Genomic DNA, 12,818 nt, shown 5'->3' on the forward strand with positions numbered 1-12,818 from the left:
AAAAGTCCCTTTTTCTTAGCATTTGTGTCGAGCATCAATGCTCTGATTGCCGCGTAATATATCAAAAAGGGCAAACAAGTTGCCCAAGAAGATGCTGAAAATATCTCAGATAATCGCTGTTAACTCAAGGCTATAGCCGTAACGAGCGGAAATACCAGCTGTCACCTATGCGTAGGTATTTGCAAGCCGTCGCGCTACTGTTGCCTTTGTTACTGGCGATATAGAGGTTGATCTCCTTGGCCTCTAGTGCACCTAACTTCTCTTGCTCGATTTGGTAACTTTGGTTGGAAATCTTTTAAAATTACCCGATTTACTATTTTTGCTATGACTATCCAAAGCTAAGGTTTCAGGTAGGGTGCTAACCAGCTGTGAATCGCATAGCTGTGTTCTGTCGGTAACTTAAAAGCCAACCATTCAGCACCAAGTCGGGTAACTAGATAGGTATTTCTAGTCATGTTGACTACGCCAATTACATCTGAAAGTTTATATGTTTTTCTTGTTAATACACCGTGCTTAACGATCAGTTTGTCATTGTAAATCTTGAGTTTCACGCCCGATGAACGGTAAAAAAATATCCAAGAAAAAAAGCCAATAAGTAATACTGATAAGGCGTATTGAATAGGCAGGGATACATAAGGCGTAAAAATTGACTCAGAAAAAAATAATACAAATATCACAATGAAAAATGCTATGCCTATAGTATTCGCCGCAAATAACCAGAATTTTAATGATGAAGCTGGCATGCCGCCAAGCGTCAATTGCTGAAAACTAGACTCTCGCACTAAATCATCATTTGGAAGCGCGGTCGGCTTATGGTCTCTTAATAACCCCTTAGTACTAAATTTATGCCTTCTATCCTGAATGACTAGCGCCAAATCAGTATCGAAGTGTTTTTCAAAAAACATCACGACATTGATCATGGTTGAGAGATTTCTGATAGTCAGATGCCATTCAGGGTGGCTATAGAACTTCAGAGCATAGTGATGCAGGATCGCTTCTTTATTATCAAAAAATGCCGCAAATTCACCGCTAGTAAATCCAGACATTTCCAGTAGAGATAAGTTGTTATTAGTCACAATCTCTTTTTCAGCAGTAATACCGAACCAAGATCTTGTTTTCACCGCCTCTTTACGGATCGCATCAATCGTTAACTGGTTACGCTTAAACACAGGGAAGAATAAACAACTACCGACTAGAACAACTATGAGTGGCATGAATATTTCGCCCGTATCTTGGTAGCCAAACCAGCCTAAATAGATGATACCAGCACCTATGGCGGCTAAAACAGCACCAAAAACAAAGTCTATAACGCCGCCTGTGTCCTGCAGCACGATTTGTTCATCGGTCTGCTTGTAAATTTTATAGCTCATAAATCCCTTTAGTGTGCTTTAGAAATTAAAAGTAAAGCCCTGTTAATAAAGGGCTTTTATTTGATTAAGGTTTTTTGCCAAAATACCAACGACCATCATCATGACGTTTGAAATAACATGAAGTCCCCCTGTCATAAGCCATGATCCCAGCTTTATATCTTAATCTAATGCTTTTTGTTTGAAGTCCTTTGTATTCAGATTTCTCTATTTTATCTTTCATTTCAAACAGTTCATATTCCGTTAAAGGTTCAGAACCAAATCGTTTTAAATGACCTTCATACCACTTTTTTTCGAGCCTTTCAGCGTGGCTTACCATTGATTTAGGCAATAAATGGAAAAAAAGCTCAGGATCATTTTTTAAATAACTGTTGATCATATAATCTTTACAGACTGCTTTTAGGTTGGCATCGGAACCATCTTCAATGCCGGCGAAGCGCTCCAGGGCATTGGCTGAGGCACCCACTAGCATCATGCTAGATATTGTTATAAGGCTCGCGGCTAATCTCATATTAATCTCCTTTTAATACCTTGATGCCTGGATTTTCGGGGCGACTATGGCTCCTGCAAATGTTCCCATTAATCTAATTACCATCCATGGTTTGTTCATTTGTTAAGTTCCTTTTTAAGCTGATGGGTTTACAGAAAATACTCTTTAAACAGCAAGCCAGTTACCGCCATAAGGGCGACTAAGGGAAAAGCCACAAACAGGCTACGAGCGACGATGGCCAAAGAGTGTCGGCGCTTTTGCAGCGTGATTGGGTAGTCGAAGTAGACCAACAGGAAAAGAAGTGGCTTAATCGGGAAGTAGAGGCTCTTTAAACAGATTGATTGGCCCGATTCAAGCGTGATGATGAGTTCACTGACATCGTAGGTGGTGCGCTGGTCGCGTGTGCTTGGCCAATAACGCACGCCTATCGTCTTTATGTCTCGTCGCTGAATTTCCATAGAGCCTGCTTGGGTCTGGATAAGACGACTGCCGGGAATACAGAGCCTTTCAGCGTTAATCTGGCAAACTTGACTTCCCTCCCAGCCATAGATGCTGGTGATGAACAGTTTTTTGAGGATCAGATAACCTAGGAGGGCGGCAATATTTAGCGTAAGCCAGGCCTCTGGAAGCATCAGGCTAGGATTGATAAAGGGTTGAATGGCCAATGTCAGTGGGCCAATGAAAAAGAGTATTTCTAACGGCAAGGGCAGCGGGTAGAGCAACCTGGATGACTTGAGGCGAACGTCGCTGTTGCTAGTTAGTTGGTTCTTTCCCTTGAAGTCTGTGGTACCAAACCAAGGAGTGTCGTCAAGGGTTAGCTTTTCCATGCCAGTAGAATCCTTTCAAGCCGGTTGGGTTTGTGATTACCTGCTAAGATGTCAAAAAAGGGCAATCAAGTTGCCCAGATTCGTGCCAAGAATGTCTCAGCTAATCGCTGTTAACTCAAGGCTATAGCCGTAACGAGCGGAAATACCAGCTGTCACCTATGCGTAGGTATTTGCAAGCCGTCGCGCTACTGTTGCCTTTGTTACTGGCGATATAAAGGTCGATCTCCTTGGCCTCTAGCGCACCTAACTTCTCTTGCTCGATTTTGGCAACCTTGGCAGGCGTTATTGCCTTGATTTTTATGGTATCAGGCTTAGCTTGGTATTCTTTAACATATTTACCATGGCGATCGGCGAGCTGTTTCCTCAAGGTTTTTTCACCGAAGATGCCTAGCCAGGGCTCGGGAAATTCTGCCACATAGGCGTCGAAGTCCTCTGTGGCGTAGATATCCAGCATCTTGATGCAGCGCTGAGCCAAGGGGTCATCACTGAAATTTTGTTCGGTCGATGCTTGGAGGTTGGTTGATATTAGCGTTCCCGCTAATGTTCCCATTAATATTAATGCCATCCATGGTTTGTTCATCTGGTTAAATCCTTGTTGAGTTGGTGGGCATTGCCTAGAAAGGGCTTGATTCTAGCCTTTAGACAATATTAAGGACGATGCTTTTGCTCCAAATTGTTGCGAAGAATATCCCAGATAAGAGGCTGGAATTCAAGGTTATAGACGACGCTAACTGAAATAGCGACTGCCAATAACCCGTCAGCACTTACTCGGTTTGATCGAACTTAGCGGCACTTGAAATTGGCCCGTTATGGTTGTGAAGATTAAAACCAACCGTTGCTATATTTTAATTAATGACCACTCACGCGAGGAAAATTGAATGTCGTACCAACAATTGACATTGTGATTTTAGTGAGTTCGGTCGCACCAAATGCTTCCTGCTTATCAACACTAGCGTCGATATCGGGGACACCTTAACGAGTAAGCTTTCATGTCGAGCATAAAGGCAGCTTTCGCTGCCTTTATGCTCATTTTTATTGTGACTTTACGTTTTCCATAGATTGGGAGTGGTAATAGGAGCCTTTATTTTTCATATTAAGGTCAATGTTACCAAAAGCTGTGTCACCCATGATCTATTCTTCTTGTAAAATCCTTACCTTGTTGGTTGCCGAGTTGATATAGGCACAGTTAGAGATCTTCGGATTGGTGCTCTTAGCTACCTTGATCTTAAAGGACTTGGTTGCATCTCGAACTAAGTCTCGACCAGACAAGGCATGGCTACCTGCTTCGATGGTGACATTGTCAGAGAAACAGATGTAGTAGGTACCAACATCGTCAGGAGCCTCGATACCTTTGAGTTCGGCCGTATAGTTGCCAGGTTGAAGTTGTGAGCTAATGTCGACCATTCTTGCCCCTGTGGTCATTAGGCCTGCCTGCTTATTGTCTAGCCAGAGTGCGTATTTGTCGTCGGCCAGGTTACCGTTGTCGCCAAAGCGCACCAGCATCCTGTTTTCGAGCAGAGTGAAGGGGGTATACAGAGTTTCTGATTCCCTCTTGACCGAGACGCTGCCAGTGAGGGCGTGTTCGGGCACTATGATTTTAAGCTCATTGTCTTTAACTTGAGTGATGACGGCTTTTTCCTGTCCGCTGCTGGCGGTAAACCAAACTTCGACTTTGTCGTCAAAGCCGATTCCCTTGAGTGTCAGCACATCTTGAGGATAGCCTTCATCGGGATAGAGTTTATCGAGGGCGAAGCCAGTGCCAATTTTTATGGTCTTAGGGTCGCTGTAATCGGTCGATTTAGTGATCTGCTCTCTATGTTCGACTTCGACTCGTAGATCGCCCTTGGCGTCTTTGAGGTACTCTCCTGGAATGGTGACGATAAGTTCAGTGCCTGAGTCATTGACCTGGTATTTTGATATTTCGGTTTTGTGATCATTGTTGCCTTGATCATAGATAACCACCAGCGGATGCTCGTCTGGCCAAGGCCACCAGTTGTCAATCGGCTTGAAACCGGCACCACGTATGGTCAGTTCGACGCCCTTGTCTTCGGCGCTCACGATACCAGGGTTTAAGGTGATTATCTTCATTCCCCAGTTGACGTAGAAATCATATTGCGCGCCGACTTTATTTAAATCCCACCAAAACTTCGCAATATCGGCGCCGGAATCGACCCCTTTTAAGATATCCCATACGATGGCGACTTCACCTATGACGGGAATAACCCTCACGGCGATTTTCTTAAGTACCGCTTCGCCAATGTTGATCGGGCTTATCGACATCTCTTCAAGCAATGCGGTGAGGATTGGGCCAGATTTACCATTGGCCAAGGCATCCTTTTCCGTATCCAACATGAGCTTGATACGTCCCCAGATAAGCGCCTCGACGGCCTGGCTCCATTGACCATCCTCTTGAGCTTTTTCTATGGTATCCCTAATAAAATCAATATCATTGAATCCATGGGAAAGAATGACTTCGATGATATTCTTACCTCTTTTAAGCTTGGTCATTGGCCCTTGGGGAACCTTACCTGAAAGCCCGGCTACGTCTAGCATCAACTTGATCGATGGCCATATGCCGCGTTCGACCAGAGATCTCAGGTAGAGCTGAGAGCGAATCCTGACTTGATCGTTTTCCGTGGCAAAAGGTTGTGAATAACCGGGACTCAATACCGTGTAGACACAGTCGGTATAAGGGCACGCCTTAGAGGTCACATCCTGGGACCAGAGATCGACACCAAATAGCTGCAGATACTGGGCACCTATGATGTCGCGGTCAAACATGTCTTGGATATGCTCATGAGTCTTACCGGTTTTATCCGTGACATAGCCTTCCCCCTTCTCAAGATCTTTGTTCATGGGATGAACCCCAAGGCTGAGCAGTAGCTGAGAACGGTTCTGTACCTCCATGAAACCATCGTATTCCAGCGCCTTGTACCATTCCTCTTGAAAGGCTTTTCTGGTTGGGCTGATGGATATCTCATCCCAATAGGAGGCGCCGGGCGTGACTGTTGGTTTAATAGAGCCGTTGCTGGCTGCTTTCTGTGCCATGCTCTTCTGATTGATGTGCTGGTCTTGAGTCTCATAGCCGTTCATTAGGTCTATGGCTATGGCGGTTGAGGCTTTTGCCAAGCCACTCATATTTGGAATTTTATTGAGATTCGGGTCTTGTTTTAGCTGTTCAAGGAACCCTTTGTCGTGGGCGGCAATACGATTAACAGAGGGCATTAGCAGTATGTTGGAAAGTGCCAACCTGCCAGTATTGACCTCAACGGTTTGTTCGTCACTCATAACGGCCAAAGAGGTATAGGGAGTGAAATCTCCATCGATATGCTGATAGAGCTCGATAAAGCCGATAGCCTCGCGGATAAGTCCTACCTGCACGCCCTTATCGCTAAGCGCCGTAAACTCGTTAGTATAGGCGTCTTTGGCGTAGAGGGCGGGCAGATCTGTGGCCGTTGCCTGGCTATTTAGCGTGACGGTTACGCTGGCCTCGAGGTTTAGGTAGACCTTATTGCTCAGCAGCTGCAAGGATTCCACATAGATGAATCCCGAAGTTGTTTCAGCCGGCAGGGTGATGATTGCCTGGTTATCGACCACAGAATCAGGACTCACGGTCAGGGTGTCGATATGAACCGACATGCTTGGTTGCAGGTTGCGCCCTCTGATAGTGATTTTATCTCCTGCCTGATATTGTCCCGCGCTTAACTCTTCAATGATAGGTGTTAGTGGTGAGGAAACTCTGAAGTATTTAGAGAGGCTTCTTTGATTGCCATCTGTCAGGTAATATTCGAAATCTTGCTCATCTGAGATGGATTCGGGCAGATAGAAGTAAAAGCCGTCATTCTCGAAGTCGGTCAGTTTGATGTTATAGATTTCGCTGCCGTTAATTAGTACCAGAGTGGCATTGGCGACAGGGATATCCTGTCCTTGGACGAAGACTCTTTCTCCTGGAAAGCTTCTATCGGTCAAGCTAATGCCTAGGCTGTCTTGGTATCTGACGGCAAACACCTGAAATGCCTCGGTGAGGGCGATCTTAGTTAGTCTGTCATTGTCATTGATATCAAACAGACCGTCAGAATCATCATCTCTGTCTAAGAAATCATAGACACCGTCATGATCGGTATCGAGTGGCTTATCGAGCTCCACGGCTTCGACATTATCGGCAATGGTATTGCCGTCTGAATCTGTATCGACAAATGCACCCATGCCATCACCATCGACATCGGCGAGTAGCTCTAGGCTGTCAGGTAGGCCATCGTTGTCGGCATCCGTGTCCAGCCAGTTGGGGATACCATCATTATCTAAATCCAGTTGTAGGCTGCCAAAGGCTTTGACATAGACTTCGTTGGCGTCGTATACCCCATCACCATCGGTATCAGGATTGGTATCATTGATTGCCAGGGCTCTCTCTACATCTTGGGGCAGGCCATCGTAATCAGTATCGACAAATGCCTTCAGGGTATAGTTGGCGTTAGCATCACCAGCCAGATCCTGTTCGGCGATCGCTATGTAATAGATTCCAGCGGTTTGGAACTTCACGCTGGCGAGTGTGCCTATCATGCCGATTGGTTCGGCATTGTTTTTAATTTCAAAAATTGCCCTACCGGTTTCGTCCAGAATACTTATCGTCGGCTTGTAGGAGAAGTCATCCATGAGTAACAGGAAGGTAATGGGATTGTCCGCGTCGATGACTGCCTGGTCGACCTTGATGCGGTAGACATCACCGTCACCGCGCTCTTCAAAGGCGCCCTTTAAGGTAAAAGGGAAGCTACCTGGAACTAAGGTCGCTACCGCTGGATTGTCATTGAAGCTGGACTCAGTCGTTGTCGGATAGCTTTGCTTGCTGGCATCAAACGGATAATCATCCAATTCATCTACCACGCCGTCGCCGTCTTCATCCCTGTTTTCCCAGGTGCCCACCTGAGGGGGGGCTGTGGGATCGGTAGGATCCGTAGGTTCGGTCGGCTCAGTTGGATTGGTGGGATCAACAGGGTCCACAGGATCTGTCGGCACCTGAGAGTTAGGGCCTTCTCCCTCTTTGAGTTCGCCGTTACAGCCCGTTATTGCCAGGGTCGAGGTCAGCATGAGTGCCAGCCAATGTTGCTTGGTCAGGCGAGACGTGTGTTTCATTTTATATATCCCTATGATTTTACAAGGTCCAGAATTCTTGTTTGGTATTGAATATTCGGTTTAGCTGTTTCGCTGAGCTTACATTCGAAATGGTGTCTGCATACGCATCAGTCCCTGAGCCGTGATTGCCAAATACGTATCACCCGTTGCCAATCCCAGCACGTTGCAGGCCAGCTGTTCCCGGCTTGGGTTATAGAAGGGGGAGGTGACTATCTCCTTAATGAGGTAGTTGGCAAAGGGGACGATCAGCTTTTGGCACCAGCGCACCTCTATCTGCAGCAGGTTGGCGTCCTGCACATTCAGTTGTCGGTTATTGCCCACGTTCTTGGGGGCTGGGTCACGAAACATCAGGTTGTTGTTGGGGATCTCATAGCGAGAGCCTGTGTCATATCGACTTCGCACCTTGAAGCGGTCGAAGGTTTCCCTGTCAGGGCTGAGTATGGTTATTTGACTTTGTACCAGGGTGGCGATTCTTGCCTTGGCGAAGGCCCGAACCGTGTCACTCGTGCCCGTGCCGTGGGCAAATAGCGGCATCATCCCCTGGGCCAGCCCCTTGCGCATCTCGTCAATATTGCCATGGTGTAGGGTGCCGGCCCGAACGGCGGCAACCGTGGCCGCATCCAGGGTGCTCTTGCTGGTATAGATAAAGGCCCACTGCACGATCAACATCATCGCAACCAGAATGATGGGAATAAGAAACGGCAGGGCAAGGCTGAACTCAAACATACTCTGCCCTCGCTGTTTCGAGCGTGCCGCTATCATAGCCCCGCCTGCGCCGTCGTTTGTGGCTGACTCTGCAGCTGATTGAGGGCATCGAGTAGCGCCTTGATTTGACGGCCCACGGCTGAGTCGGCATCGCCCTGGTTGCTGGCGGTATTGAGCAGATTGGTGGACTGCTTGATACGCACCAATCCCATGTTGTACCAGGCCTTCTGGTTATTTGGCTCTAGCTCGATGCAGCGTCGATAGGCGGCGATGGCCGCTTCATGACGGTTGGTACGGGTATAGATGTTACCCAGGCGAAACCAGGCGGGCGCATAGTTAGGTACGCTCTTTAGCACCTCGAGATAGAGGCTCTCCGCCTGATCCAACATGGCAAGTTTGTAGGCATGCTCCGCCTGAGACTGAATCGCCATTATCTGCTCATTGCCCTTGTGCTCAGGCTTCTGAGGCGTAGTCGAACAGGCGCCGAGTAGCGCGGTAACGGCGACGAAAAGCGAGAGGCGTATTAGTTTGCCCATGTCAAAATATCTCCGGGTTTTATCTGTTTGTGGGTGGAGTTGCCTGCGGCCAGCTCCAAAACCTGGGTGGCACCTCGACAAGCACTGCTGCGCCAGGGCTTAAGATTTCGGGTGATCTTAAGCACCTTGTTGTTTTTATTGAGGTAGACGATATCCAGCGCATAGCGCATCCCTAAGGTATGCACCGAGCTGCAGGGAGCGATAAGCATCCCTTGCTCGTGAGAGAGGGGGCGACGACCTAACAGTCCCCTGAGTCTGAGCCAGGGAGTATCGGCCACGAAGACTTCGGTGATCGCCTGTCCATTTGGGGTTTTCAGTGTGGTTTTTTTCATGTTAGAGCTCATACATAAACTTCATGGCAATCGGGAAGGCCAAGATCATAAAGGTCACGGGAAAGATGAAGACGATCAGCGGAAAGACCAGCTTGACCGGTGCCTCCAGAGCCTTCTTCTCGGCGCGCTGAAAACGCTCTATTCGGCGTTGATCCGACTGGATCCTCAGTGTCTGGCCCAGGCTGGCACCGGTTCTTTCCGCCTGTGCCAGGGCGCTGACCAGGCTGTTGACCTCGGTCACCTGCACACGATCGGCCATGTTACGAAACGCCTGGGCACGTGACATACCGGCGCGCATGTCGCGAATTACCTTCTCAAATTCGATGCGCAGTGGTCCGGCAGGCCCGCGCTCGACCGCCTGGCTGAGCGCCCCTGTCATGTTCAGGCCCGCCTCGATCGACATGGTGAGGTAGTCCAGATACACGGGCAGGCTCTTGACGATCAGCCCCTGGCGTTTCTTACGCAGATCGTTGAGGGTCATCACAGGCAGAAAGTAACCGAACACGGCGGCCAGCAGCAGATATTGAGGCACATAGGCGTCGAGCATGGCGCTACATATGAGCGTCAGCCCCAGGCTAAACAGGGTGCTCAGGATGCGGATGGCAAAGTATTGCTCGGCGGTCATTATGTAAGATAACCCTGAGACCTGGAGCTTCTTGGAGACCCGCTCCAGATAATCGACGCTGAGGTTCTCACTGACATAGAAGGCCAGCAGGCGCACCAGGGGCCAGATAAGCTTAAGACCCGGCGATAGCGGGTCCATAAATTCACGGTTTTCCTTCGGTACTCTGTGGTAGATGCGAGCGCAGCTTACGGTCAGGAAAACGAAGGAGATCACGAAGCAGGCGACAATGAGATTGACCATGATATTTCCTATACGTCTATCGCGACGATCTTACGGATCGACAGGTAGCCACTGGTGAGCATGATGATGACCAGGGCAATCAGGGCCCAACCCATAGGCTCGGTGAGAATACGGCCCATGGCGGAGGGCTCCATGTGATAGAGCACTACGCCGATAAAGACGGGCAGCAGGGTCATTACTATGCCCTGCATCTTTCCCTGGGATGTCAGGGCATCTATCTTGCCTTCCATCTCTATCTTGCGTCGCAAGGTGGCGGAGAGGCGTTGTAGCACCTCGGCCAGGTTTCCCCCGACCTCACGGGAGATCTGCATGCCGGCGGTCACCAGCTGAAACTCCTCTTCGGGGATGCGTTTAAACATGTTGTCCAGCGCCGTGTTGAATTCAACCCCCAGGCGTTGCTCGCGCAGGAAGAGCTGAAACTCTTGCTTGATCGGCGCCTCCATCTCTTCGGCCATAAACTCGATGGCGTTGCTGACGTTGGCCCCCGACTGCATAGAGGAGGCGATCATGTTGAGCGCGTCGGGCAGCTGGTGGACAAACTTGCGGCGACGGCGCTTATGCAGGAACTGATAGGCGAAGCGCGGCAGCAGCGCCAGCGCGATACTCAGTAAAATCCCCAGCACCCAGGAGCCGAAGAAGAGCCGCACCAGAAAAGGCACCGCCAACAGGGTCAGCATGTTGATGACAAACAGCTGCCTTGGCTCGATAAACAGGAACATATCGAACAGGTTGGTACGGGCCGAGCTGGTAAAGGTTTCCTGGTAGCGCTTGGCGAAGCGTGTCGACAGGTGCTTAAGCGCCCACACTAATATGGTGACCGAAGCGAATGCCAGCATGGCGGCGATCAACGGACTACTCATAGCGGCTATCCTTGTCGAAGATATCCAAACGTACGGCGATCCCTTGTTTTCTTAGCTGTTCGTAGAATTCGGGCAGAGTGCCGGTTGCGGTGTAATAGCCCTGTACCTTGCCCTGCTCGTCGAAGCCGGTCTGCTGGAATTTGAAGATCTCCGACAGTTGCACCACAGTGCCTTCGATGCCAGTAACTTCACAGATGCTGGTAACCCGGCGCGAGCCGTCACAGAAGCGGGACTGCTGCACTATGATGTTGACCGCCGAGGTGATCTGCTCGCGGATCGCCGTGACAGGTAGATCCATTCCCGCCATCATCACCATCACCTCGAGACGTGAGATACAGTCTCTTGGCGAGTTGGAGTGGGCCGTGGTGAGCGAACCATCGTGACCCGTGTTCATCGCCTGCAGCATGTCGAGCGCCTCACCGCCACGGCATTCACCGATCACCACGCGATCGGGACGCATCCGTAGGCAGTTCTTCACCAGATCGCGGATCTCTATGGCGCCTTTGCCCTCCTGGTTAGGGGGACGGGCCTCGAGGGAGACTAGGTTAGGCTGATAGAGTTGCAGTTCGGCGGCATCTTCCACCGTAACGATACGTTCGTTGTCTGGGATGAAGTTAGACAGTACGTTTAGCAGGGTAGTCTTACCCGAGCCAGTCCCCCCGGAGATGACGACGTTGCGCTTCTGCTTCACGGCGATCTCAAGAAACTCCGCCATGGCCTGGCTCATGGAGCCAAAGGCCACCAGATCGTTGCAGCTCAGGCGTCGCTGCATGAATTTACGTATGGTGATGCAGGGCCCCTTGAGTGCCAGCGGGGGGATCACCGCATTCACGCGGGAACCATCCTTGAGGCGGGCATCCACCATGGGGGAGCTCTCGTCGATACGTCTGCCTATGGGGGTCACGATACGTTCGATGGCGCCGAGTACCGCTTGATCGTCGGAGAAGGCGATATCCGACAGGTAGAGGTTACCCGCCTTCTCATAGAAGATCTGATCATGGCTGTTGACCATGATCTCAGTGACATCCGGGTCGGCAATCAGCCCCTCGAGCGGCCCTAGGCCTATGGTCTCGTCCAACACTTCCTTGGTCAGCGCCGAGATCTCGATGTCGTCGGGTAACTTGAAGTTGTCGATGATCTGCTTGAGCAGCACCTCACTCTGGGCGCGCAGCTCGGTGTCACTCATCTCGTTAACGTTAACCCGGCGCAGATCCATCTGCTTGAGTAGCTCGGTATGCACCTTGCGGCGCCACTCGTTGCGTCTCTGAATCTGGGCGCTCTGCTCCGTCACTATTGGAGGCTGCGCCTCGACAGAGGTTACAGCAGCTGCCACGGGAGCGGCTTGTGCCACGACGGGCGCTGCAGGTGGCGGTGGCGTCTCGGCGGGGGCACTTGCCTGAAATTGCGGATCGCTGCTCTGTACCCTGAGCTGATAATCGCCCACCTGAATCTTGTCGTTGAGGGTGAGGGGACCGAACTCCTGATGTTTCTCGTCGTTCACGCGTACGCCTGTACGGCTCTTGTTGTCGACGATGAAGATCCCCTCCTCATTTTGCCGCAAGGTGGCGTGATGCTTGGAGATCTTAAAGCCCCGAAGGACGATCAGCTGATCGGGGTCTTTACCCACACGGCATTCGCGGTGGATACATTGAAACTCGCCGACCTTGGTGCCCTTGGTGGTGCTGACTAAGATGTTAAACATGAGC

Annotated in this window: 11 protein-coding genes; all 11 read right to left on the reverse strand. The window is 50.0% G+C overall.

Annotated features, from left to right (window positions below; translation table 11 throughout):
• Positions 1-338: 338 nt before the first annotated feature.
• The 11 genes from K0H81_RS03305 to K0H81_RS03355 all read right to left on the reverse strand — a co-directional run bounded on the left by K0H81_RS03305 (position 339) and on the right by K0H81_RS03355 (position 12,814).
• Positions 339-1,370, reverse strand: coding sequence for a hypothetical protein (locus tag K0H81_RS03305; protein WP_220059875.1), 1,032 nt, complete (start codon positions 1,368-1,370; stop codon positions 339-341).
• A 64-nt stretch (positions 1,371-1,434) separates the two neighbouring features.
• Positions 1,435-1,878 (reverse strand): hypothetical protein, encoded by a 444-nt coding sequence (locus K0H81_RS03310; protein WP_220059876.1) that lies wholly within the window; start codon positions 1,876-1,878, stop codon positions 1,435-1,437.
• Between the two features lie 128 nt (positions 1,879-2,006).
• The gene (locus tag K0H81_RS03315; protein ID WP_220059877.1) at positions 2,007-2,684 is read right to left on the reverse strand and encodes a hypothetical protein; all 678 of its coding nucleotides are present in this window, start codon (positions 2,682-2,684) and stop codon (positions 2,007-2,009) included.
• 121 nt (positions 2,685-2,805) lie between these two features.
• Positions 2,806-3,264, reverse strand: a complete 459-nt coding sequence (locus K0H81_RS03320) for a hypothetical protein (protein WP_220059878.1) — start codon at positions 3,262-3,264, stop codon at positions 2,806-2,808.
• Positions 3,265-3,815: 551 nt separating this feature from the next.
• On the reverse strand, positions 3,816-7,814 hold the full coding sequence (locus K0H81_RS03325) for an IPT/TIG domain-containing protein (RefSeq protein ID WP_220059879.1): 3,999 nt from the start codon (positions 7,812-7,814) through the stop codon (positions 3,816-3,818).
• A gap of 78 nt (positions 7,815-7,892) precedes the next feature.
• On the reverse strand, positions 7,893-8,540 hold the full coding sequence (locus K0H81_RS03330; RefSeq protein WP_220059880.1) for a pilus assembly protein: 648 nt from the start codon (positions 8,538-8,540) through the stop codon (positions 7,893-7,895).
• 32 nt (positions 8,541-8,572) lie between these two features.
• Positions 8,573-9,055 (reverse strand): tetratricopeptide repeat protein, encoded by a 483-nt coding sequence (locus tag K0H81_RS03335; RefSeq protein ID WP_220059881.1) that lies wholly within the window; start codon positions 9,053-9,055, stop codon positions 8,573-8,575.
• Positions 9,043-9,387: a DUF192 domain-containing protein gene (locus K0H81_RS03340; protein WP_011864447.1), complete on the reverse strand. Its 345-nt coding sequence runs from the start codon at positions 9,385-9,387 to the stop codon at positions 9,043-9,045. Before K0H81_RS03340 ends, K0H81_RS03335 begins: the two co-directional genes overlap by 13 nt.
• A 1-nt stretch (position 9,388) precedes the next feature.
• The gene (locus K0H81_RS03345) at positions 9,389-10,252 is read right to left on the reverse strand and encodes a type II secretion system F family protein (protein WP_011864448.1); all 864 of its coding nucleotides are present in this window, start codon (positions 10,250-10,252) and stop codon (positions 9,389-9,391) included.
• 8 nt (positions 10,253-10,260) lie between these two features.
• Positions 10,261-11,112, reverse strand: a complete 852-nt coding sequence (locus K0H81_RS03350) for a type II secretion system F family protein (protein ID WP_220059882.1) — start codon at positions 11,110-11,112, stop codon at positions 10,261-10,263.
• On the reverse strand, positions 11,105-12,814 hold the full coding sequence (locus K0H81_RS03355) for a TadA family conjugal transfer-associated ATPase (RefSeq protein ID WP_220059883.1): 1,710 nt from the start codon (positions 12,812-12,814) through the stop codon (positions 11,105-11,107). Before K0H81_RS03355 ends, K0H81_RS03350 begins: the two co-directional genes overlap by 8 nt.
• Between the last annotated feature and the right edge of the window lie 4 nt (positions 12,815-12,818).

Source organism: Shewanella halotolerans (assembly GCF_019457535.1).
GTDB lineage: Bacteria > Pseudomonadota > Gammaproteobacteria > Enterobacterales > Shewanellaceae > Shewanella > Shewanella halotolerans.